This is a genomic window from Cupriavidus sp. 05N39 (assembly GCF_056397325.1).
Genome location: NZ_JBFTNE010000004.1, coordinates 29,220 through 52,499, shown reverse-complemented (window position 1 = coordinate 52,499; position 23,280 = coordinate 29,220). Strand labels below are relative to the sequence as shown.

General features: G+C 64.6%; 22 protein-coding genes. 6 read left to right on the top strand and 16 right to left on the bottom strand.

Annotation, left to right across the window (positions count from 1 at the left end):
• Positions 1-3 precede the first annotated feature (3 nt).
• The 6 genes from hutH to AC1DN0_RS02960 form a co-directional block, all read right to left on the bottom strand.
• Positions 4-1,584 carry a histidine ammonia-lyase gene (gene hutH, locus AC1DN0_RS02985; protein ID WP_441635366.1) on the bottom strand — a complete coding sequence of 527 codons (1,581 nt, stop codon included), beginning with the start codon at positions 1,582-1,584 and terminating at the stop codon, positions 4-6.
• Positions 1,585-1,659: 75 nt separating this feature from the next.
• Positions 1,660-2,424 (bottom strand): histidine utilization repressor, encoded by a 765-nt coding sequence (gene hutC / locus AC1DN0_RS02980; protein ID WP_045237655.1) that lies wholly within the window; start codon positions 2,422-2,424, stop codon positions 1,660-1,662.
• Between the two features lie 15 nt (positions 2,425-2,439).
• Positions 2,440-3,219 (bottom strand): ABC transporter ATP-binding protein, encoded by a 780-nt coding sequence (locus AC1DN0_RS02975; protein WP_045237654.1) that lies wholly within the window; start codon positions 3,217-3,219, stop codon positions 2,440-2,442.
• Positions 3,216-4,088, bottom strand: coding sequence for an ABC transporter permease (locus AC1DN0_RS02970; protein WP_035867335.1), 873 nt, complete (start codon positions 4,086-4,088; stop codon positions 3,216-3,218). The genes AC1DN0_RS02975 and AC1DN0_RS02970 overlap by 4 nt, the downstream gene beginning before the upstream one ends.
• 13 nt (positions 4,089-4,101) lie before the next feature.
• Positions 4,102-5,070, bottom strand: a complete 969-nt coding sequence (locus tag AC1DN0_RS02965) for an ABC transporter substrate-binding protein (protein WP_441635369.1) — start codon at positions 5,068-5,070, stop codon at positions 4,102-4,104.
• Between the two features lie 470 nt (positions 5,071-5,540).
• Positions 5,541-6,521: an NAD-dependent epimerase/dehydratase family protein gene (locus AC1DN0_RS02960; protein ID WP_477102530.1), complete on the bottom strand. Its 981-nt coding sequence runs from the start codon at positions 6,519-6,521 to the stop codon at positions 5,541-5,543.
• Positions 6,522-6,530: 9 nt separating this feature from the next.
• Between AC1DN0_RS02960 and AC1DN0_RS02955 the strand changes: the two genes are divergently transcribed.
• On the top strand, positions 6,531-7,601 hold the full coding sequence (locus AC1DN0_RS02955; protein WP_441626394.1) for a CDP-6-deoxy-delta-3,4-glucoseen reductase: 1,071 nt from the start codon (positions 6,531-6,533) through the stop codon (positions 7,599-7,601).
• 263 nt (positions 7,602-7,864) lie between these two features.
• Positions 7,865-9,052 carry an acetylornithine transaminase gene (locus tag AC1DN0_RS02950; RefSeq protein ID WP_045237649.1) on the top strand — a complete coding sequence of 396 codons (1,188 nt, stop codon included), beginning with the start codon at positions 7,865-7,867 and terminating at the stop codon, positions 9,050-9,052.
• Between the two features lie 102 nt (positions 9,053-9,154).
• Here AC1DN0_RS02950 and AC1DN0_RS02945 read toward each other — a convergent pair whose 3' ends face one another.
• From AC1DN0_RS02945 to AC1DN0_RS02915, 7 genes are all read right to left on the bottom strand, one after another.
• Entirely contained in the window at positions 9,155-9,871 is a 717-nt protein-coding gene (locus AC1DN0_RS02945) for an ABC transporter ATP-binding protein (protein ID WP_441626391.1), read from the bottom strand.
• A gap of 15 nt (positions 9,872-9,886) precedes the next feature.
• A complete protein-coding gene (locus AC1DN0_RS02940; protein ID WP_045237647.1) occupies positions 9,887-10,663 on the bottom strand; it encodes an ABC transporter ATP-binding protein in 777 nt (258 codons plus the stop codon).
• A 13-nt stretch (positions 10,664-10,676) separates the two neighbouring features.
• The gene (locus AC1DN0_RS02935; protein WP_477145524.1) at positions 10,677-11,837 is read right to left on the bottom strand and encodes an ABC transporter permease subunit; all 1,161 of its coding nucleotides are present in this window, start codon (positions 11,835-11,837) and stop codon (positions 10,677-10,679) included.
• A 13-nt stretch (positions 11,838-11,850) separates the two neighbouring features.
• The gene (locus AC1DN0_RS02930; protein WP_276287479.1) at positions 11,851-12,786 is read right to left on the bottom strand and encodes a branched-chain amino acid ABC transporter permease; all 936 of its coding nucleotides are present in this window, start codon (positions 12,784-12,786) and stop codon (positions 11,851-11,853) included.
• A gap of 208 nt (positions 12,787-12,994) precedes the next feature.
• On the bottom strand, positions 12,995-14,197 hold the full coding sequence (locus AC1DN0_RS02925) for a branched-chain amino acid ABC transporter substrate-binding protein (protein ID WP_035867344.1): 1,203 nt from the start codon (positions 14,195-14,197) through the stop codon (positions 12,995-12,997).
• Positions 14,198-14,964: 767 nt separating this feature from the next.
• Positions 14,965-15,927: a 4-hydroxy-3-methylbut-2-enyl diphosphate reductase gene (ispH, locus tag AC1DN0_RS02920; protein ID WP_441626386.1), complete on the bottom strand. Its 963-nt coding sequence runs from the start codon at positions 15,925-15,927 to the stop codon at positions 14,965-14,967.
• Positions 15,928-15,973: 46 nt separating this feature from the next.
• Entirely contained in the window at positions 15,974-16,465 is a 492-nt protein-coding gene (locus AC1DN0_RS02915) for an FKBP-type peptidyl-prolyl cis-trans isomerase (protein ID WP_441626384.1), read from the bottom strand.
• Positions 16,466-16,555: 90 nt separating this feature from the next.
• Between AC1DN0_RS02915 and radC the strand changes: the two genes are divergently transcribed.
• The 4 genes from radC (at position 16,556) to nadB (ending at position 19,631) form a co-directional block, all read left to right on the top strand.
• Positions 16,556-17,230 (top strand): RadC family protein, encoded by a 675-nt coding sequence (radC, locus tag AC1DN0_RS02910; protein ID WP_441626382.1) that lies wholly within the window; start codon positions 16,556-16,558, stop codon positions 17,228-17,230.
• 188 nt (positions 17,231-17,418) lie between these two features.
• On the top strand, positions 17,419-17,652 hold the full coding sequence (gene rpmB / locus AC1DN0_RS02905) for a 50S ribosomal protein L28 (RefSeq protein WP_035867349.1): 234 nt from the start codon (positions 17,419-17,421) through the stop codon (positions 17,650-17,652).
• 13 nt (positions 17,653-17,665) lie between these two features.
• Complete coding sequence (rpmG, locus tag AC1DN0_RS02900) at positions 17,666-17,836, top strand: 50S ribosomal protein L33 (protein ID WP_006157508.1); 171 nt, start codon at positions 17,666-17,668, stop codon at positions 17,834-17,836.
• 196 nt (positions 17,837-18,032) lie between these two features.
• Positions 18,033-19,631, top strand: coding sequence for an L-aspartate oxidase (gene nadB, locus AC1DN0_RS02895; protein WP_441626380.1), 1,599 nt, complete (start codon positions 18,033-18,035; stop codon positions 19,629-19,631).
• Positions 19,632-19,727: 96 nt separating this feature from the next.
• Here nadB and nadC read toward each other — a convergent pair whose 3' ends face one another.
• From nadC to AC1DN0_RS02880, 3 genes are all read right to left on the bottom strand, one after another.
• Entirely contained in the window at positions 19,728-20,615 is an 888-nt protein-coding gene (gene nadC, locus AC1DN0_RS02890; RefSeq protein WP_441626378.1) for a carboxylating nicotinate-nucleotide diphosphorylase, read from the bottom strand.
• Positions 20,612-21,763: a quinolinate synthase NadA gene (nadA, locus tag AC1DN0_RS02885; RefSeq protein ID WP_441626376.1), complete on the bottom strand. Its 1,152-nt coding sequence runs from the start codon at positions 21,761-21,763 to the stop codon at positions 20,612-20,614. Before nadA ends, nadC begins: the two co-directional genes overlap by 4 nt.
• Positions 21,764-21,912: 149 nt before the next feature.
• Entirely contained in the window at positions 21,913-23,103 is a 1,191-nt protein-coding gene (locus AC1DN0_RS02880) for a DesA family fatty acid desaturase (RefSeq protein WP_441626374.1), read from the bottom strand.
• Positions 23,104-23,280: the final 177 nt, after the last annotated feature.

The window sequence follows — 23,280 nt, the reverse complement described above, 5'->3', positions numbered from 1 at the left end:
GCATCAAGCCACGCCGGCCTGCGACGGCAGCACCTGGCGTACCGACTCGGGCCAGCCAGCACCCGCATCGCCTTGCTTCACCCACTGCTTCATCGCCTCGATATCCGGCGCGAAGTAGCGGTCGCCTTCCACGAAGGCCACGCGCTCGCGAATGCGCGCGATCTCGATCTCGATCAGCGGCGAGGACTCCAGCGGACGATGGAACTCGATGCCCTGCGCGGCGGCCATGGCTTCGATGCCGACCACCACGGCGGTGTTCTCCGCCATATCGCCCAGGCGGCGCGCGCCATAGGTGGCCATCGACACATGGTCCTCCTGGTTGGCCGACGTAGGCAAGCTATCCACGCTGGCGGGGTGTGCCAGCGACTTGTTCTCGGAGGCCAGCGCGGCGGCGGTGACCTGCGCGATCATGAAGCCGGAATTGAGACCGCCGTCGCGCACCAGGAACGGCGGCAGGCCGGACAGGCCGGAATCGAGCAGCAGCGCGAGGCGGCGCTCGGAGATCGCGCCGATCTCGGCGATGGCAAGCGCGATGATGTCAGCGGCGAATGCCACCGGCTCGGCGTGGAAGTTGCCGCCCGAGATCACGTCGCCTTGCTCCGGGAACACCAGCGGATTGTCCGACGCGGCATTGGCCTCGATCTGCAGCACGCGCGCGGCGTGTTGCAGGTTGTCCAGGCAGGCGCCCATCACCTGCGGCTGGCAGCGGATAGAGTACGGATCCTGCACGCGGCCGCAGGTCACATGCGAATCCACGATCTTGCTGCCGTCGAGCAGCGCGCGCACGGCGCCGGCCACGGCGATCTGCCCGGCCTGGCCGCGCGCGGCGTGGATGCGGGCGTCGAACGGCTTGACCGAGCCCTTGATGGCTTCCAGCGACAAGGCGCCCGCCACCAGTCCCGCGGCGAAGATGTCCTCGGCGGCGAACAGGCCGGCCAGCGCCAGCGCGGTGGAAACCTGGGTGCCGTTGAGCAGCGCCAGCCCTTCCTTGGGGCCGAGCGTAAACGGCGCCAGCCCGGCATGGGCCAGGCCTTCGGCAGCCGGGCGGCGCACGCCGTCGATCATCACATCGCCCACGCCGATCAGCGTGCACGACATATGCGCCAGCGGCGCGAGATCGCCCGACGCGCCCACCGAGCCCTTGGCGGGAATGCACGGCGTGACGCCGGAGTTGGCCAGCGCCAGCAGTGCCTCGATGATCTCGGGGCGGATGCCCGAATGGCCGCGCGCCAGGCTCACGGCCTTGATCGCCAGGATCAGGCGCACGGTGTCGGCGTCCAGGTCGGCGCCGGTGCCCACGCTGTGCGACAGCACCAGGTTGCGCTGCAGCTCGGCCAGCTTGTCGTGCGGGATGCGCGTCTGGGCCAGCTTGCCGAAACCGGTGTTGATGCCGTAGACCACGGCATCGGCGTCGATGATGTCCTGCACGGTAGCCTGGGACGCGCGCACGCCGGCCCAGGCGCATTCATCCATCGCCAGGCGCACTTCGCCGCGATGGATGCGGCGCAGGTCGGCCAGGGTGACGGAGCCGGGCTGCAAGGTCAGCAGCGGGCGGGAGGCTTGGGTGGCTTGGGTGGCGCTCATTTGTATGTCCCTGTCTATACAGCTGGGGTCGTGAGTTGGCTGGGTATCTGGAAAATTAACGGCGGACGGCTGGGCTCAGCCGAAGGCCGGGTTGCCATCGGCGCGGAATCGGCTGCCGAGGCGGTAACGGTTGCCGGGGTGCAGGCAACGTACAAAGGTAACGGGCGTGCCGCCGGTCCAGGTGCGGCGGGTCAGCAGCAGGCACGGCTGGCTGCCGGGCATTTCCAGTTGCGCGGCCTGCTCGGGCGTGGCGGCAATCGCGTCGACCACGTGCTCGATCTGGTCGTAAGGCACATGGCGCAGCAGGTATTCGCCGGGCTTCACCGCGACGAAATCCTGGTTGATAAAGTCCGGCGCCACGCGCGGGTTGACGTAGCGGTCTTCCAGTTGCACCGGCACGCCGTCCTCGCGGTGCACGCACACCGAGTGGAACACCGACTCGCCGGTGCGCAGGTCCAGCGCGGCGGCCACTTCGATGGAGGCCGCCACGCGTTCCACCACCATGACGTCGCAGGCGTAGTCGTGGCCACGCATGCGGATCTCGTCCTGCAGGTTGACCACGCTGAGCAGCGTCGACTGCGGCTTGTGCTCGGCCACGAACGTGCCCACGCCGGCCACCCGGACCACCCTGCCCTGCTCGGCCAGCTCGCGCAGCGCGCGGTTCACCGTCATGCGCGACACGCCGAAGCGGGTCACCAGTTCCTGCTCGGACGGCACGCGGTCGCCCGGCTGCCACGCGCGGCTCTGGATATTGCGCGCGATGTACTCCTTCACCTGCTGGTAAAGCGCGGCGGGAGTGGCATCGGGAACACCCCGGCGGTTGGCGGTGGCAGCTTTCATGGCTTGGCTTGCAACTCAGTGCTCGGCGGAGGCCATGGCCTCTGCGCGGATTTCCTCGGTCAGTACCGCCTTGAGTTCCGAGAACTCCGGCGAGGTCTTGATCGTGTAATGGCGCGGATGCGGGAAGTCCACATCGATGGTGCGCTTGATGCGGCCAGGCCGCGCCGAGAACACCGCCACGCGGTTGGCCATGAAGATGGCCTCGTCGATATCGTGCGTGACGAACAGCACCGTCTTGCGGGAGGCTTCCCAGATGCCCAGCAGCAGTTCCTGCATCAGCACGCGGGTCTGGTTGTCGAGCGCGCCGAAGGGCTCGTCCAGCAGCAGGATCTTGGGGTCGTTGGCCAGTGCCCGGGCAATGGCCGTGCGCTGCTGCATGCCCCCCGAGAGCTGCTTGGGGAAATGGTGCTCGAAGCCGCGCAGGCCCACGCGCTGGATAAAGAAATCGCTGCGCTCGCGCTGCTCCGCCTCGCTCATGCCGCGCTCGCGCAGGCCAAAGCGTACGTTCTGCTCGATGGTCAGCCACGGGAACAGCGTGTACGACTGGAACACCATGCCGCGCTCCGCGCCGGGGCCGGTGACTTCCTGGCCGTCCAGCAGCACGCGCCCGGTGGTGGGCGTATCCAGCCCGGCGACGATGCGCAGCAGCGTGGACTTGCCGCAGCCCGAGGGACCGAGGATGGTGACGAAGTCGTTGTCCGCCACCTCGAAATCGGTAGGCTGCAAGGCCAGGGTCTGGCCGCCGCGCGGATTGACGAAGGTACGCGAGACCTGCTGGATGGACAGCGCGCTCATTTGATTGAACTCCACGGGAACAGGCGCTGGTTGGCCAGCTTGAAAGCCAGGTCGGAGACCAGGCCGATACAGCCGATCACGATGATGCCGAAGATGATCTGCCCGGTGTTGAGCAGCGCCTGGCTGTCGGTGATCATGTGGCCGATGCCGGAAGACGAGCCGATCAGCTCGGCCACGATCACATAGGTCCAGGCCCAGCCCAGCACCAGGCGCAGGATCTCGGCGATCTCCGGCGCGGCGCCGGGAATCAGCACGCGCCGCACGATGCCGCTGCTGTTGGCGCCCAGCGTGTAGGCCGCCTCCACCAGGTCGCGCCGCGCGCCGCCCACCGTCACCGCCACCATCAGCACGATCTGGAAGAACGAGCCGATAAAGATCACCAGCACCTTCTGCGCCTCGCCGATGCCGGCCCACAGGATCAGCAGCGGGATGAAGGCCGAGGCCGGCAGGTAGCGGCAGAACGAGACGAAGGGCTCGAAGAACGCCTCCGCCGCCTTGTACGCGCCCATGAAGATGCCCAGCGGCACAGCCAGCGCGGCGGCCAGCACGAAGCCGCCCAGCACGCGCCACACGGTCATGCCGATGTCGCCGATGAAGTTGTACTCGGTGAACAGCAGCACGCCTTCGCGCGCCATGGTCATCGGATCGGCCAGGAAGGTGCGCGGCACCATGCCGCCGAGGGTCACCGCCGCCCACACGCCGAAGAACAGCACGAAGAACCCCAGCCCCAGCACCCAGCGCGCCTGCTGCGAGACGGGTGTCAGCGGCGCGAGCCACGGATGGCGGCGCGCGGCCGCCGGATTCGCCGCGGCGGGAGCGGGCTTTGTAGCGGGATTCGCCGCGGGCGAACCAATGTGAACCTGCGTCATGGCACCAACCTCGTTACTTGATGAAGCGCGCGTCGTACAGGGCCGTAACGTCCGGCACCTGGCGGATCACGCCGATTTCCAGCAGCACCTGCGCCGCTTCCTTGCTGAAGCTGGCCAGCTCGCCGCCGAAGAACTTGCGGTTGGCTTCGCGATCCTGCCAGCGCAGGTAGGCGGACGACTTGGCGAACTGCTCGCCGCTTTGCTTGACCGCCGCGCCCATGATGTCGTTGGCCTTGGCCGGGTCCTGCTTGATCATGTCGAGCGCTTCGAAGTAGCTGTCCACCAGCGCTTGCGCGGCCTTGGGATTGTCCTTGAGCCACTTGGGCGCGCAGCCCAGGGTGTCCATCACCATCGGGTAGTCGAGCGTGGTGGCGAGGATCTTGCCCTTGTCCGGGTTCTGGCGCACGGACGACAGGTACGGCTCATACGTCATCGCGGCATCGTTCTGGCCGGAGATAAAGGCCTGCGCGGCCGCCTGCGGCGACAGCGTGGTGGTCTTGACGTCCTTCAGGGTCATGCCGTTCTTCTTGAGCATCCAGGCCAGGCCGAAGTACGGCGCGGTGCCCGGCGCATCCACGCCGACGGTCTTGCCCTTGAGGTCCGCGAAGCCCTTGACGTCGCCGCGCACGGCCAGGCCGTCGGCACCGTAGGACTTGTCCAGCTGCACGATCTGGGTGATGGGCACGCCGTTGGCGTTCCAGGCCACGTGGGTCTCGACCGTGGTGGCCGCGCACTGGATCGCGCCGGAGGCGAGCGCCAGGTGACGGTCCTTCTGCGGAATCATCTTGATGTCGACGTCGACACCGTGTTTCTTGAAGATGCCGGCCTTGTCGGCCAGCGTCAGCGGCGCGAAACCGGTCCACCCGCTCATGCCCAGCGTGACCTGGGTGGCTTGCGCCTGGGCGGCGCCGGCGGCACTCAGCGTGGCGACTGCTGCAACGGCGGCGGCTAGCGACTTACCGCTACGGATACGAAATCCCATCTTCCTGGCTCCTTTGGTGTGATGCGAACGGGACCGCGCCGGCATTGGCGGCGGCCGGATCGCCCGGCTCGGGCGGCGCCGTACTTGCGGCGCCGGTCATTTGCCAGGCAATTTAGCAACCCTGTATATACAAGTCAATGCAGTAGTTAACCCGAGGCCGCAGGCGGAATTGGCGTTGCCGGCACTTGATGCGCGGCAGGCCGCGAATCGGCCACACACCTAGGGAAAACACTACTCCGCGTCATGCGCCGGGCGCACCCTCGCAGGGCGCGAGTGCCTGGATAAGGCACACCGGGCGCACCAAAGCGGTGTCTTTCCGTCAACGGGACATCACTTGCTGTCTATACAGGATCGAGCGGCAACATCTATGCAAACGACGTGCCACATAGACTTCGAAGGCACCGCCCGCGGAAGTGCCGGAGACATCCCACCGGGCGGAGAGACGCGCGGGGCCGCAGCCCCGGCTTCGTTCAGGCGTCGAAGAACGACGCCACGGTGGGATAACGCAGGCGCAGGCGCAGCTCGCGTTTGAGGCGGGCATTTTCCAGCCGCCGCGATTCGCTCATGAAGCTGAGCAAGGTGGGCTCGACCGCCTCGCGCAACTGCGCGCGGCTCAGGCGTGGCGGGCGCGGCAGGCCGCGGCGGTCGGCCACCAGGTCGAAATAGTCAGCCATGCGCATCTCGGAATCGTCGCTGGCGTGCACCACCCGCTGGGGCCGGCCGCGGAACAGCGCCGCCACCATGGTGCGAGCCAGGTCAAAGGCATGGATGTGGTTGGTATAGACATCGTCCTGCGGCGCCAGCGCCGGCGTGCCTTTGGTCAGGCGGGCCAGCGGCAACCTGTCCTCGGCATAGATGCCGGGGATGCGCACGATCGAGCTGCGCCAGCCGGCGTGGCGGCCGAAGTCCCGCACGGCGCGCTCGGCCGCCACGCGGCGCCGGGCGCGCGCGGTTTGCGGGCGCACCGCGTGCGATTCCGCCAGCCGGGCGCCGCCGCGGTCGCCGTACACGCCGGAGGTGCTGGCGTAGACAAAGACACGCCGCGCCGGGCTTGCGGCGGCCCCCCTGCCGCCCCGCTCGGGTAGAATGTCGGGCTTGGCAGACCATCCGCCAGCCCGCGCGGGAGACCGCCGCCAGGCAGCCCGCCGCAATGCGCGCAACAGCGCCAGCGTGCGCGGATCGCCCTCGCCGCGCGCGGGTGGCGGCGCCAGGTGGAGCACCCTGTCGGCCAGGCCGGCAAGGCGCGCCAGCGTGGCGGGCCGGTCCAGGTCGGCTACCAGCGGCACCGCGCCGTTGTCCCGCAATACAGTGCGGCGGGACGGCTGCGAAGTGACGGCAAAGACGCGCCAGCGCGTCGACAGAATACGCAGGCAACGTGTGCCCACATCCCCACAGCCGACGATGAGAAGGCGCGGGCGACCCAGGCGGCGTCGCGACAGATTTTTGCTCATAGAGTGATCATGGCTTATCAAGTTACCGTCATGCCCAGCGGCCGCCAGTTCGAAGCGGCCGCGGACGAAACCATCCTCAGCGCGGCCCTGCGCCACAGCATCGGCCTGCCCTACGGCTGCAAGAACGGCGCGTGCGGATCGTGCAAGGGCCGTGTCACCGCCGGCGGCATCGTCCAGGGCGATCATGCCGCATCCGCGCTTTCCGCGCAGGAGAAAACCGAGGGCCGCGCGCTGTTCTGCTGCGCCACGGCCACCTCGGACGTCACCATCGAATGCCGCGAGGTGCATGGCGCCGGCGATATTCCCATCAAGAAGATCCCGTGCCGCGTCGCCTCGATGGAGCGCGTGGCCGACGACGTCGTCGTCGCGCGCCTGCAGCTGCCCGCCACCGAGCGCATGCAGTACCTGGCCGGCCAGTACGTTGAATTCCTGCTGCGCGACGGCAAGCGCCGCAGCTACTCGATCGCCACGCCACCCCATCAGGAAGGCCCGATCGAGCTGCATATCCGCCATATGCCGGGCGGTACCTTCACCGACTACGTGTTCGGCGCGAAGGACGGCCAGCCGGCCATGAAGGAGCGCGACATCCTGCGTTTCGAAGGCCCGCTGGGCAGCTTCTTCCTGCGCGAGGATTCCGACAAGCCCATCATCCTGCTGGCCTCCGGCACCGGCTTCGCGCCGATCAAGGCCATCGTCGAGCATGCGGTCTACACCGGCATCACCCGCCCGATGACGCTGTACTGGGGCGGCCGCCGCCCGCGCGACCTCTATATGCACACGCTGTGCGAACAATGGGCGCGCGATCTGCCCAACTTCCGCTACGTGCCGGTGATCTCCGACGCGCAGGCCAGCGACGACTGGGACGGCCGCACGGGCTTCGTCCACGAAGCCGTGATGGAAGACCACCCGGACCTGTCCGGCTTCGAGGTCTACGCCTGCGGCGCGCCGGTGATGATCAATGCCGCGCGCAAGGACTTTTCCCTGCGCTGCGACCTGCACGAAGACGCCTTCTTCGCCGACTCGTTCACCTCGGAGGCCGATATGCACCCGGCCCCCGCGGCGGCGGCACCGGCGGCCTGAACGCCACCCGGTCCGTCCCCACGCTGCAACAATGCCCGGCCCGACCAAAATTCGTTTTGACAGCCGGGCGCATGCGCCTTATATTGGCCGCCATGAACTACGCTATCAATCGACGCAGCTACCGTACGTTGCTCCCCACCGGGGTGCCTCGCGGCTGACCGTCCATAGCATCTGTTCAGGTCGACAAGCCACGGGCAACCCCCGTGGCTTTTTGTTTTTCCGCTCTCCTCTTCCCTGTTTCACGCCGACCCCTGGAGTCCGCCATGGCATTTGCTGAGTACCCCGTCCAATCCCTGATGTACATCACCAACCGGCCCGAGCTCGTCTTTACCGAAGGCAAGGGCTCGTGGCTCACGGACCATAACGGCAAGCGATACCTGGACTTCGTGCAAGGCTGGGCGGTCAACTGCCTGGGGCACTCCAACCAGGGCATGATCGACGCGCTGGTGGCGCAGTCGCAAAAGCTGTTCAACCCGAGCCCGGCGTTCTACAACGAACCCATGCTCAAGCTGGCCAAGCAGCTCACCGACAGCAGCTGCTTCGACAAGGTCTTCTTCGCCAACAGCGGCGCCGAGGCCAACGAAGGCGCGATCAAGCTGGCGCGCAAATGGGGCCGCAAGCACAAGAACGGCGCGTTCGAGATCATCACCATGGACCACAGCTTCCACGGCCGCACGCTCGCCACCATGAGCGCGTCGGGCAAGGCCGGCTGGGACACCATCTTCGCGCCCCAGGTGCCGGGCTTCCCCAAGGCCGACCTGAACGACCTGGCATCGGTGGAAAAGCTGATCAACGACAAGACCGTGGCGATCATGCTGGAGCCGGTGCAGGGCGAAGGCGGCGTGATCCCCGCCTCGCGCGAATTCATGCAAGGCCTGCGCAAGCTGGCCGACAAGCACAAGCTGCTGTTCATCGTCGACGAAGTGCAGACCGGCTGCGGGCGCTGCGGCACGATGTTCGCCTATGAGCTGTCGGGCGTGGAACCGGACATCATGACGCTGGGCAAGGGCATCGGCGGCGGCGTGCCGCTGGCGGCGCTGCTGTGCAAGGCTGAAGTGGCCAGCTTCGAGGCCGGCGACCAGGGCGGCACCTACAACGGCAATCCGGTGATGACGGCGGTCGGCAGCGCCGTGATGACGCAATTGACCGCGCCCGGCTTCCTGCAAAGCGTGCAGGAAAAAGGGGCTTACCTGCGCGAGCAATTGCTGGCACTGTCGTCCGAGTTCGGCCTGGGCGGCGAACGCGGCGAAGGCCTGCTGCGCGCGCTGGTGCTCGACAAGGACATCGGCCCGCAGCTGGTGGAAGAAGCACGCGACATGCAGCCGGAAGGCCTGCTGCTGAACTCGCCGCGCCCCAACCTGCTGCGCTTCATGCCCGCGCTGAACGTGACCACGGAAGAGATCGACCTGATGATCGGCAAGCTGCGCACGCTGCTGAAGAAGCTGGCCTGAGTCTCATCTGCAGCCCGGCCCATCGCCGGGTCACACGTAAAGAAAAAGCCCCGCAAGCTGTTGCGGGGCTTTCTTTTTCAAACGTGAGTTAAACGGGCAGCATCACTCGCCCAGATACGCCGCGCGCACCTTCGGATCGTCCAGCATCTCCTTGGCGTCGCCGCTCATGGTGACCAGACCCGATTCCATCACATAGCCGCGGTGCGCGGCCTGCAGCGCCAGCCGCGCATTCTGCTCCACCAGCAGCACGGTCACGCCCAGCGCGGAGACGTCGCGCACCACCTCGAAGATCTTCGCGACCATGATCGGCGACAGCCCCATCGACGGCTCATCGAGCAGCAGCAGCTTGGGCTGGCTCATCAGCGCGCGCGCCATGGCCAGCATTTGCTGTTCGCCGCCCGACATGGTGCCCGCCAGCTGGTTGGCACGCTCTTTCAGGCGCGGGAAGACGCCGAACATGCGGTCGATGTCGGACTTGATGCCGGCCTCGTCATTGCGCGTATACGCGCCCATCTGGAGGTTCTCGGTGATGGTCATGCGCGCGAACACGCCGCGCCCTTCCGGCACCATCGCCAGCCCTTGCTTGAGCAGCGTGTAGCTGGGCACGCCCTTGATGGACTTGCCCATGTATTCCACGTCGCCGCCAGCCCAGCCCTGCAGCCCGGTGATGGCCTTCATGGTGGTGGTCTTCCCAGCGCCGTTGGCACCGATCAGCGTGACCAGCTCGCCTTCCCGGATCTCGAGGTCGATGCCCTTGACGGCCTGGATGCCGCCGTAAGCGACCTTCAGGCCGGATATCTTCAGTAGCGTTTGTTTCATTGTCTGTTTCCCCCGTCAGTGCGCCGGGGTACCGAGGTAAGCCTCGATCACCGCTGGATTGCTCTGAACTTCGTGCGGCAGGCCCTGCGCGATGACCTTGCCGTAGTCGAGCACGGTCAGGCGGTTGCACAAGCCCATCACCAGCTTTACGTCGTGCTCGATCAGCAGGATGGTCTTGCCGTCGGCGCGGATCTTGTCGAGCAAGCCACGCAGTTCCACCTTTTCGGTTGCGTTCATGCCGGCGGCGGGTTCATCCAGCGCCAGCAGCTTTGGCTCGGTGGCGAGCGCCCGCGCGATTTCCAGGCGGCGCTGATGGCCGTAGGAAAGGTTGCGCGAGGTGAAGTGGGCGTACTTGCCGATGCCGACATACTCCAGCAGGTCGTGCGCCCAGTCTTCCACCGACTCTTCTTCGCGCCGCACCGAGGGCGGACGGAATACCGCGCCGAGCAGGCCCGCCTTGGTGCGCACATGGCGCCCCACCATCACGTTTTCCAGCGCGGTCATCTCGCCGAACAGGCGGATGTTCTGGAAGGTGCGGGCAATGCCCGCCTTGGCGACTTCGTGTACGGCGGTGGGCTGGTAGGGCTTTCCGCCCAGCACGAACTCGCCGGAATCCGGCGTGTACAGGCCGGTGATCACGTTGAAGAAGGTGGTCTTGCCGGCCCCGTTGGGACCGATCAGGCCGTAGATTTCGCCCGGATTGATCTGCAGGCCCACATCGGACAGCGCCTGCAGGCCGCCGAATCGCTTGTTGACCCCCTGTACCGACAGGAGGAAATTCTCGTTGCTCATGATGTCCTCCGGGTCAGAAACGGCCAACGCTGCCCGGGCGGCGGATCACCGGCCGGTCTTCCTTGCGCGGCGACGGCCACAGGCCTGYCGGGCGATACAGCATCACGCCAACCAGGGCCAGCCCGAACAGCAACTGGCGCAGCACTTCGGCGTCGACGATGGTATGGCCGAAGAGCATGTTCTGCGCCGGCTCCGCCACGGCGCGCAGCAGTTCCTGGAAACCCACCAGCAAGATACCGCCGAGGATCACGCCGGGGATGTGGCCCATACCACCCAGCACCACGATGGCGAGGATGTAGATGGACTCCCACAGCACGAACGACTCAGGCGAGACAAAGCCCTGGAAGGCGCCGAACACCGCGCCCGAGGCACCACCAAACGACGCACCCATGGCAAAGGCCAGCAGCTTGATGTTGCGGGTGTTGATGCCCATCGCCTTGGCGGCGATCTCGTCTTCGCGGATGGCCACGAAGGCGCGGCCGATGCGCGAATTCTGCAGGCGCAGGCAGATGAACACGATGGCGATCACCAGCACCACCAGCAGGTAGTAGTACATGAACACCGGCGTGAACTTCAGCCCGAAGATCTCGTGCGACTTGGAGAAATCGAAGCCGAAGATGTGAACCGGGTCCACCGCCGTGATCCCCTTCGGGCCGTTGGTGATGTTGAGCGGACGGTCGAGGTTGTTCAGGAAGATGCGGATGATCTCGCCAAAGCCCAGGGTCACGATGGCGAGGTAGTCGCCGCGCAGCTTGAGCGTTGGCGCGCCAAGCAGCACGCCGAAGGTTGCCGCCACCAGCACGGCCAACGGCAGCACGAACCACATGGAAAGGTGCAGGCCATTCGGGAAAAGCTGGTGGATCCACTCAAACTGGTTGGCCAGGTGGGGCGAGCCCAGCAAGGCCATCATGTACGCCCCTACGGCGTAGAAAGCGATGTAGCCGAGGTCGAGCAGGCCGGCAAAGCCCACCACGATATTCAGGCCGAGCGCCAGCATGATGTAGATCAGCGCGAAATCAAGCACGCGCACCCAGTAGTTGCCGCCCAGCGTCTGCACGAGGAACGGCGCGCACAGGGCGATCACCAGGAAGGCCATCAGGGCGGCCATGGTCTTGGCCGGGGTCTTGGTTAGCGGCGCTGCCGGCGCCGCCGGGGATGGAATCGGGGTATTCATGGATTCTCTCTCCTCAGGCGCGTTCGGAAACCCGCTCGCCCATGATGCCGGACGGACGGAACACAAGGACGATGATCAGCACGATGAAGGCGAACACATCCTGGTAGTTCGAGCCAAATACGCCACCAGTGAGATCGCCGATATAGCCGGCGCCCAGCGCTTCGATCAGGCCCAGCAGCATGCCGCCGACCATGGCGCCCGCCAGGTTGCCGATGCCGCCCAGCACTGCGGCGGTGAACGCCTTCAGGCCCGGGATGAAGCCCATGTAGAAGTGCGCGTTGCCGTAGTTGGTCGCCATCATCACGCCGGCCAGCGCAGCCAGCGCGGCACCGATCATGAAGGTGGCCGAGATCACGAAGTTCGGGTTCACGCCCATCAGCCCCGCCACCTTCTGGTTCTCGGCGGTGGCGCGCATCGCGCGGCCGAGCTTGGTGCGGTTGACGAGAGTCAGCAGGCCCGCCATCACCATCAGCGCCATGCCGATGATGACGATTTCCTTGCCCGTGATGGTCGCGCCGGTGGCACCGATATCGATCGGCTCCGAGGGCAGCAGTTGCGGGAAGGTAAGGGGGTTACGCGACCAGATCATCATCGCCACGGTCTGCAGGATGATGGAAACGCCAATGGCGGTGATCAGCGGGGCCAGCCGTGGCGCGTTGCGCAACGGCCGGTAGGCCACCCGCTCGATGGTGTACGCCAGCACGGCGCAGACCGGCATGGCGATCAGCGTCGCGATCACCAGCGTGAGCCATTCGGGTAGCCCGGGGGCAAATTTCTGCAATCCCAGGATAGCTGTCAAAGCGGTCAGTGCGCCGATCATCAGGACGTCGCCGTGGGCGAAGTTGATGATCCCGAGAATGCCGTAGACCATGGTGTAGCCGAGTGCGATCAGCGCATAGATGCTGCCTAGCACCAGACCGTTCACGATCTGCTGGATAAGGATATCCATGAAAACTCCTTGCTTCCGTCCAATTTCCCTCGACATGGTGTGGATGCCGGGGGGACGTTGATATGTGGGTGGCTTGGTAGTGCGGTTGTTTGCTGGTAAGCGGCCTGCCTACTCCACCCATGGTAAGGATGCTGCATGTAAGGCAAGGCTAAAAAAACGGCACCGCAACATACTCGCGGTGCCGTTCGGATGGGCCGGTAAGCCCGGATTACATCTTCACGACGTCAAGGACGGTCTTCTTCTTGTCCTTGTACTCGTACAGCGTGATGGTGCCCTCCTTCATGTCGCCCTTTTCATCGAAGGCGATGGTGCCGATCAGGCCCTTGTAGTTCGTCTTGGGCATCTCGGCCAGGATGGCCGCCGGTTCGGTCGAGTTGGCGCGCTTCATGGCGTCGACGATGACCATCACGGCGTCATAGGTGAACGGTGCATAGATCTGCACCGGCGCATTGAAGCGAGCCTGGTAGCGCTTGTCGAAATCCGCTCCCTGCTCCATCTTCGACAGTGCCAGGCCAGCTTCCGAGCAGATGATGTTTTGCACGGCATCGCCGGCCAGCTCGGCCACCTTGTCGGTACATACGCCATCGCCGCCAACGATCTTGGAGGTGATGCCGAGTTCCTTGGCCTGCTTGGCGAACGGCCCGCCGGTGGCGTCCATGCCGCCGTACATGATCACATCAGGCTTCTTGCCCTTGATCTTGGTCAGAATGGCCTTGAAGTCGGTGGCCTTGTCGTTGGTGGCTTCACGCGCCACCACGTTCACGCCGGAAGCCTTGGCGGTCTTCTCGAATTCGTCGGCCAGGCCCTTGCCGTAGGCAGTGGCATCGTCAACGATGGCCACGCTCTTGGCGTGCAGGCTCTTGGTGGCGTAGTTGGCCAGCGCCGGACCCTGCTGGGCATCGGTGGCGACCACGCGGAAGGTCGTCTTGAACCCTTGCTTGGTGTAGTCGGGGTTGGTCGACGACGGCGAGATCTGCACGATGCCGGCATCGCTATAGATCTTGGAGGCCGGGATCGATACGCCCGAATTCAGGTGACCGACCACGGCCACGACCTTCGCGTCCACCAGCTTCTGCGCCACGGCGGTGCCGGTCTTCGGGTCGCCCGCATCGTCTTCGCCGACCAGTTCGAGCTTGACCTTCTTGCCGTTGACTTCCAGGCCGGCCTTGTTGACTTCTTCCACGGCCAGGCGAGCGCCGTTTTCGTTGTCCTTGCCAAGGTGAGCGATACCGCCGGTGAGCGGTGCCGCGTGGCCGATCTTGACTACAACTTCGCCGCCACCCGCTGCGGGCGCAGCCGCGGCAGGCGCCGACGCTGCCGGCTCGGCCGGCTTTTCTTCTTTCTTGCCGCAAGCAGTAACCAGCGCCACTGCGGCTGCGATCGGCAGAATCTTGGCAAACGTGATTTGCATGAGTGATCTCCTAGGATTCACATGATCAGGGTAAACCAACGCCCCCCGGACGTTTCCCCTGAACCGCCATAGTTTAGTTTCAATTTGAAACGCGCGAATTGTATTCCCTTTTTATACGGATGCAATATGCGACGCAACAACCTGAAGGATTAACCCACCAAATGAGCTAGGGAATTTCCCCAATGCACAAATTGGGGCAATTCCCGCCTACATGGAGGCTAGCCGTTGACACTAACAAGATTCGTGCCTACCGCAGGCCAGAGGCCGCATTTGCAGCGTTTGCATCACTCATTCAGGCGCCGTATTAAATAGGTGTTTCATTTAATATGGCCCACCTCATTCATATACAACGAGCGAGCACGCCGGCACCATAATAGGGAAATCCCCAATTACAGGGATTTCCCTTGGTTGTCTTTTAGTGCAGACAGGTACAAGGGCCGCGGCGGCAAGTATGCGCATTATCCAAGGAATACCGGGCTATATATCGATGCGATATATTGGTGCAACCGTGGCAATGGAGTGGTGCGAAGCAGGCCGCAACCAGTTGCACCAGCCTGGACTGGATTGCGACGGGCATGCCTGCGCGCGTGGACGGGCGTGGACGGGAAAGTGGGAAGCAAGACGAGCGCCAGCCGCAGCGGGCGCGCTGCGGCCCCGGCCAGGGGCCGGCACGGGGATGATGCACCAATCTGGAAAGGAGGGTCTGCGCCAGCCGGTGCCGGCAGCGCCATGAGACAGCCGCCGGCCGCTACGGAATCAGCAGCGAATCAGGCGGGAGTGACTTGCTGCAGGCCCCGCGGCAGGGGGAACGACATCTTCTCTTCGATGCCATCCAGCGCACGCACGTTGCGCACTCCCAGCAGGTGCAGGCGCTCGACGATGGACTGCGCCAGCGCCTCCGGTGCGGACGCGCCGGCTGTCAGCCCGATGCGGCGCTTGCCCGCGACCCACTCCGCACGCAGCTGATCCGGCGAATCGATCATGTAGGCCGGCACACCGAGGCGTTCGGCGAGCTCGCGCAAGCGGTTGGAGTTCGAACTGTTGGGACTGCCCACCACGATCACCACCTCCACCTGCGGCGCCATGAACTTGACGGCATCCTGGCGGTTCTGGGTGGCGTAGCAGATGTCCTGCTTCTTGGGTTCGCGGATCAGCGGGAAGCGCGCCTTGAGCGCAGCGACGATCTCCAGCGTCTCGTCGACCGAGAGCGTGGTCTGGGTCACGAAGGCGAGCCGCCCGGGGTCGGCCACCTGCAGCTTCGCCACATCTTCGGCGGACTCGACCAGCAGCATGCCGCCTTCGGCCTGCCCCATGGTGCCCTCGACTTCGGGATGGCCCTTGTGGCCGATCATGATGATCTCGCAGCCCTCGGCGCGCATCTTGCCGACTTCCACATGCACCTTGGTCACCAGCGGACAGGTGGCATCGAAGACGTTGAGGCCGCGCACCGTGGCGTCGGCACGCACTTCCTTTGATACGCCATGCGCACTGAAGATCACTGTGGAGCCCGGGGGCACCTCCTCCAGTTCCTGCACGAAGACAGCGCCCTTGCGGCGCAGGTCTTCCACCACGTAGGCGTTGTGCACAATTTCGTGGCGCACATAGATAGGCGCGCCGTAGCGTTCAAGGGCGCGCTCGACGATCTCGATGGCACGATCCACACCGGCGCAGAAGCCGCGCGGCTGCGCCATCAGGATCTCGGCATCGGTGGCTGTGGTGAGCTCAGACATGCAAGGATTCGATTCAAGGATGCCGGCGGTTGCCGGCCGGTGGTGCTTAGAGAATGCCGATCAGCTGGACATCGAACAGGATGGTCTGCCCGGCCAGCGGGTGGTTGAAATCGAACAGCGCCGACGTCGCCCCGATCTCCTTGAGCACACCGGCGTACTTTCCGCCTCCCGGCGCGTTGAACTCCACCAGGTCGCCCGGGGCGTAGTCTTCTTCGAACGAGCTGTTCTCGCGCAGCGTCGCCAGCGAAACCCGTTGCAGCAGCTCAGGGTTGCGCGGACCGAAGGCATGCTCCGCCGCCAGCCGGTAAGTCATGCGCTCGCCCTCCGGCATGCCCAGCAGGGCCTGCTCCAGGGTGGGCGCGAACTGGCCTTGCCCCAGCAGCAACGTGGCGGGCTTCTCGTCAAAGGTACTGATGATCTCAGTGCCATTCTCGAGGGAGATGCTGTAGTGAAGGGTCAGGAAGGAATCCGCCTGCACGGTCTTCCGACCGTCCGCGGCGCCGTCCTTCGGACCGGAAGCAATAGTTTGCAAATTCATGAGTGCTCAACCTGTCGACAACCCGTATTGTAAGCGACTCGACCGAGCGCCGCCTTGTCCGCGGTGCCATTGTTCCGGGGGGATCTTGTCATGCGTATTACCGACTGGCCCAGCAACGAGCGGCCACGCGAGAAGCTTCTCTGTAGCGGCGCCGCAGCACTCTCGGATGCCGAGCTGCTCGCCGTATTCCTGCGCGTGGGCGTCGCCGGAAAAAGTGCAGTGGACCTGGCATGCGAGCTTCTTAACCATTTCGGCTCGCTGAGCAGCCTGCTTTCCGCCAGCGCCGGGCAACTGGCCAGCATCAAGGGCATCGGCAGCGCCAAGTACGCGCAACTGCAGGCGGCGCAGGAACTCACCCGGCGCACGCTGGCTGAGCAACTGCAGTTGCCGGGCGCGCTGAACTCACCCACGGCTGTGCGCAACTACCTGCGCCTGACGCTGGCGAGGCTTCCCCATGAAGTCTTTCACTGCCTCTTTCTCGACGCGCGCAACGGGCTCCTGGCCAGCGAAGAACTATTTCGCGGCACCCTGACCCAGACCAGCGTCTACCCGCGCGAGGTAGCGCGAAAGGCACTTTCACACAACGCCGCGGCTGTGATCGTCGCCCACAACCACCCGTCGGGCAACGCCACGCCCAGCCCGGCCGATCTAGCCATGACCCGCGCGCTGTGCCGCTCCCTCGCCTTGATCGACGTACAGGTACTCGACCATTTCGTCGTGGCGGGCAGCAGCATTCACTCCTTCTCCGAGCACGGCCAGTTGTGACGCGACATGTGACGCCAACCGCATGAATGCACACCCCTGCACGGTAAACGACGGAAGGCATTGATTCATCATCGCTTTCCGGTCTATAATGCTCGTTTGCTGAAGTCTCAACCGCTGCAGTCCGGGCCAGCGCGCCTTTTGTTGATCTGTTGCGAACATTGTCCACGTAGAAGAGTTAGGAGTGCTTCATGGCACGCGTCTGTCAAGTGACCGGGAAAGCGCCGATGGTCGGCAACAACGTTTCCCACGCAAACAACAAGACCAAGCGCCGTTTTCTGCCCAACCTGCAGAATCGTCGTTTCTTTGTTGAATCGGAAAACCGCTGGGTGAGCCTGCGCGTCTCGAACGCCGGCCTGCGCCTGATCGACAAGAAAGGCATCGACTCCGTGCTCGTAGATCTGCGCGCACGCGGCGAAGTCTAATTAGGAGCACATCATGGCCAGCAAAGGCGGACGCGATAAAATCAAGTTGGAGTCGACTGCAGGTACGGGTCACTTCTACACGACCACCAAGAACAAGCGCACGATGCCGGAAAAGATGGAGATCATGAAGTTCGATCCCGTCGCCCGCAAGCACGTGTCGTACAAGGAAACCAAGATCAAGTAATTGATCCTGTCTTCCACATGCCGATCGCGCGGCATGTTAGTAGAAACCCCGCTCAGGCGGGGTTTTTGCTTTTTACGCGGCGCAAAAGCCGCATCACTGGCGCGACTCCGCAGCACTGCCCACGCAAGCGCGCCGCCGGTGTACACTTTCCAGCTTTCCTGCCTCCCGACCGCGCCACGCGCGCGTCTCTCGCATCATGAACTTCGATGTCGCCATTGTCGGCAGCGGACTGGCCGGTCTGACGGTCGCGCTGCAACTGGCCGACACCCATCGGGTTGTCATCATCTGCAAACGCGCCATGACGACGGGCGCCAGCGACTGGGCACAGGGCGGCATCGCCGCGGTGCTGGACTCGGGCGACAGCCATGACGAGCACCATCAGGACACCCTGGTGGCAGGCGCGGGCCTGTGCGATGACAGCGCAACGCGTTATATCGTCGAGCACGGGCGCGAAGCCATCCAGTGGCTGATCGACCGCGGCGTGCCGTTCACGCGCGACGACCAGGCCGAACTGGGCTACCACCTGACGCGGGAAGGCGGACACAGTCGGCGGCGCATCATCCACGCCGCGGACGCGACCGGCCACGCCGTCGTGTCCACCCTCACCGAGCAGGCACGCCAGCACCCCAACATCACGATCATCGAAGACCACTTCGCGGTGGACCTGATCACCTCGCGCAAGCTCGGCTTGCCGGGCAACCGCTGCTATGGCCTTTACGTGCTGGATGACGCCAGCGGCGAAGTGCAGACCATCACCGCTACGCACACCGTGCTGGCCACGGGTGGCGCGGGCAAGGTCTACCTCTACACCACCAATCCCGACACGGCCACCGGCGACGGCATCGCCATGGCCTGGCGGGCGGGTTGCCGTGTATCGAACATGGAATTCATCCAGTTCCACCCGACCTGCCTGTACCACCCGTACGCCAAGTCCTTCCTGATTTCGGAGGCAGTGCGMGGCGAAGGYGGCCTGCTCAAGCTGCCCGATGGCACGCGCTTCATGCCCGAGCACGACGAGCGCGCCGAGTTGGCTCCGCGCGACGTGGTGGCGCGCGCGATCGACTTCGAAATGAAGAAGCGCGGGCTGGACTACGTGCACCTCGACATCAGCCACCAGCCCGAATCCTTCCTGCGCGAGCACTTCCCGACCATCCATGCACGTTGCCTGGAGCTGGGCATCGACATTGCGCGCGAACCGATCCCGGTGGTGCCGGCTGCGCACTACACCTGTGGCGGCGTGGTGACCGACACGGCGGGCCGCACCGACCTGGCCAATCTCTACGCCGTTGGCGAAACCGGTTGCACCGGATTGCACGGCGCCAACCGCCTAGCCTCCAACTCACTGCTCGAGTGCATGGTGATCGGGCGCGCGGCGGCACTCGACATTGCCGGCCAGGACAAGGCTGGTCAGCCGGACATCACCCTGCCCGGCTGGGATGAAAGCCGGGTGGCGGATGCCGACGAGGAAGTGGTTGTATCGCACAACTGGGACGAGCTGCGCCGCATGATGTGGAATTACGTCGGCATCGTGCGCACCAGCAAGCGGCTTGAGCGCGCGCAACACCGTATCAGCCTGCTGCGCGAGGAAATAGCCGAATACTATGCCAACTTCCGCGTGACGCGCGACCTGCTGGAATTGCGCAACCTGGTGGAAGTCGCCTCATTGATCGTCGATAGCGCCTATTCGCGCCACGAAAGCCGCGGTTTGCACTTTAGCCGCGACTATCCGGAGACCTTGCCAAAAGCGCTGCCGACCGTGATGCAGCCGTTGTTCAAGCGCGAGCGGGCGAAGTAGCGTTCCTCGCTTTCCATCACGCAAAGAAAAAGCGCGCCTCGCAGCGCGCTTTTTCTTTCCGGACAGCCAATTTACCGATGTGCTTCAAACGCCAGATTACTCGATGATGCGCAACGAATAGTCCGTGGCGCGCACATCCTTGGTCAGCGCACCCACCGAGATCCGGTCGACACCGGTCTCGGCAAAGGCGCGAATGGTATCCGCATTGACGCCACCCGAGACTTCCAGCAACGCGCGCCCAGCATTGATACGCACGGCATCGCACATCATCGCCTCGGTAAAATTGTCGATCAGGATCGATTTCGCATCGGCCGCCAACGCCTCCTCCAGCTCCGCCAGGCTTTCCACCTCCACCTGCACCGACACGCCCGCATCGAGTGCGGCTGCTGCCCGCATGGCCGCGGTAATGCTGCCTGCCGCGGCGATGTGGTTCTCCTTGATCAGGATGCCATCGTACAGCGCCAGACGCTGGTTATCACCGCCACCGACCTTGACCGCGTACTTCTGTGCCAGGCGCAGGCCCGGCAAGGTCTTGCGGGTATCCAGCACGCGCGCGCGCGTCCCCTCGACCAGATCGGCATAACGGCGCGTAGCGGTAGCCACGCCGGACAGCAACTGCAGGAAGTTCAGCGCTGGCCGCTCCGCGGTCAGCAGCGAGCGGGCCGGTCCCGTGATCTCGCACACCACCGAGTCCGGTGCCATGCGGGCGCCTTCGGCTTGCTGCCAGCGAACCTGCAGCGCGGGATCCACCGCGCGCATGCAGGCCTCGAACCACGGCTGACCGCATAGCACGGCTTGCTCGCGCACGATCACGCGAGCCCGTGCGGACTTGGCTGCGGGCACCAGCAAACCGGTCAGGTCGCCGCTGCCGACATCCTCGGCGATGGCCGCGCGTACATTGGCTTTCAGGGCCTCGGCCAGCGCCGCGCCGTAGCTGTCGAAAACTGGATTGACGTTTGCGTTCACGTTTGCATTACTGCTCATGCCGGACCGATTCCCTTGAACAAAGCCTGCTCGCTGGCCAAATCGGCCTTGGGCCGCACATTGGCCTTCTGCCGCGCGGCGAAATCGAGCATGCGGTCGATGCAGATCACAGCCTGGCGGCCGATGGCGGCATCGACATGAATTTCGTTATGGCCGCGCTCAAGCACCTCAGCCAGGTTGGTCAGTGCATTCATCGCCATCCACGGGCAGTGCGCGCAACTCTTGCAGGTCGCACTGTTCCCGGCGGTGGGCGCCTCGATGAAATGCTTGTCGGGTGCGGCCAGCCGCATCTTGTGCAGGATGCCGTTATCGGTCGCAACGATGAATTCGCGGGCATCCAGCTCCTGGACCGCCGCGATCAGCTGCGAGGTCGAGCCAACCACATCGGCCTGCTCCACCACATTGGCCGGCGACTCCGGATGCACGAGGATCTTGGCCTTGGGGAACTCGCGGCGCAGCAGATCCAGCTCGATACCCTTGAACTCGTCGTGCACCAGGCAGGAGCCCTGCCACAACAACATGTCCGCGCCGGTCTGCTTCTGGATATAGCCGCCCAGGTGCTTGTCCGGTGCCCACAGAATCTTCTCGCCGCGTGCGTGCAGGTGCTCGACGATCTTCAGGCCGATGCTGGAGGTCACCATCCAGTCCGCGCGTGCCTTCACGGCCGCGCTGGTATTGGCGTAGACCACCACCGTACGGTCGGGATGCGCATCGCAGAACGCGGCGAACTCGTCGGCCGGGCAACCCAGGTCGAGCGAGCACGTCGCGTCAAGGTCGGGCATCAGGATGGTCTTTTCCGGACTGAGGATCTTGGCGGTCTCGCCCATGAAGCGAACGCCAGCCACCACCAGCGTCTTGGCCGGGTGGTCGCGGCCGAAGCGCGCCATTTCCAGCGAATCCGACACGCAGCCGCCGGTTTCTTCCGCCAGGTCCTGCAGGTCCGAATCGACGTAATAGTGCGCTACCAGCACCGCATTGCGCTGCTTGAGCAAATCCTTGATGCGCGCCTTCAGCGCCGTGCGCTCCTGTGCCGACAGCACCGGGGGCACCTTGGCCCAGGCATGGGCGACGCAGCTGCCGCCATCAGGGGACTCCGTCGACAGGTTCGGTTTCTCGAACTCGACGGTCTTGATCGTTTGGGGGGTCATCTCCGATACTCCTCTGGGGCCGCGCGCCTGGATTTCGCAGCCAGCCCTTACATTGGGGGAGTTTAGCGAAAACAAAAGCCCCGCCAGGGGCGGGGCTTTCGGGCGAGCTAAATTGTATCAGGCCACGCCGGGTCAGGCATCAAGCCTCATCAGGCATAGCGGCGCAGGCGCAGCGAGAAATCGTGCAGCGCCTCGATGCCGCTGGCCTCGGCGCGATGGCACCAGGCCTGCAACTGCTGCAGCAGCTGTTCGCGCGTCAAGTTGGAGCGGCCCCAGATCGCGGCCAGTTCGCGGCGCATTTCCACAAAAGTATGYAGCGACTTGTTCTGCTCGACGATGCTGGCCAGTTGCTGGCGTTGCGGATCGGCCAGCTTGGTTTCCTCGCGGTGGAACCACTTGCGGGCGGGCTTGAAGCTGCTGTACTCGGCCACGCGGGCTTCCTTCAGCTTTTCCAGTTCCTGCTTGTAGGCGCTCTTGACCGCCTTGGCATAGCGGGCCATCACGTCATAGCGATTGGCGATGATGGCTTCCAGCGTGTTGTGGTCGACCGGGCGAGCCTCCACCAGGCGTGCCTTCGGCGGGGTCTTCTTGACCCTGGCCAGGCCAACGGCCTGCATGGCGCGGATATAGCCCCAGCCGATATCGAACTCGTACCACTTGATCGAGAACTTCGCCGACGTCGGGTAGGTGTGGTGGTTGTTATGCAGCTCTTCGCCGCCGATGATGATGCCCCACGGCGAAACATTGGTCGAAGCGTCCTCGCAATCGTAATTGCGATAACCCCACCAGTGGCCCAGGCCATTGATGATGCCGGCGGCGTGGATCGGGATCCACAACATCTGCACCGCCCACACGGTCATGCCGATCACGCCGAACAAGGCGAGGTCGATGATCAGCATCAGGCCAACGCCCTGCCAGCCGAAGCGCGAGTAGACATTGCGCTCGACCCAGTCGTCAGGCGTGCCGTGACCGAACTTGGTGATGGTTTCCTTGTTCTTGGACTCGGCGCGATACAGCTCCGCGCCTTCCAGCAGCACCTTGCGGATGCCGCGAGTCTGCGGGCTGTGGGGATCGTCTTCGGTCTCGCACTTGGCGTGGTGCTTGCGGTGGATGGCGGTCCACTCCTTGGTGACCATGCCGGTGGTCAGCCACAGCCAGCCACGGAAGAAATGCGAAACGATAGGGTGCAGGTCCAGCGACCGGTGCGCCATGCAGCGGTGCAGGTATATCGTGACGCCCGCGATGGTGATGTGAGTCACCACCAGCGTGTAGATCACGATTTCCCACCAGGACCAGTTGGCGAGGCCGTTGGCGGCCCAGTCAAGAATAGTGTCGAACAAACTGTTCTCCGTCGATTAAACAGGGGGATTCAGTGCGGCACGACATGGCGGGCCACAAACAATGTGCAGAAAAAGGACTGCAAATTCAATGATTGCGTCATATGGCGCCTGCCTGAAACCCCGGCAATCGCCGGAGCCCCCAGGCATGCGCGTCTGGCGCCTTGGGCAACTGCTGCC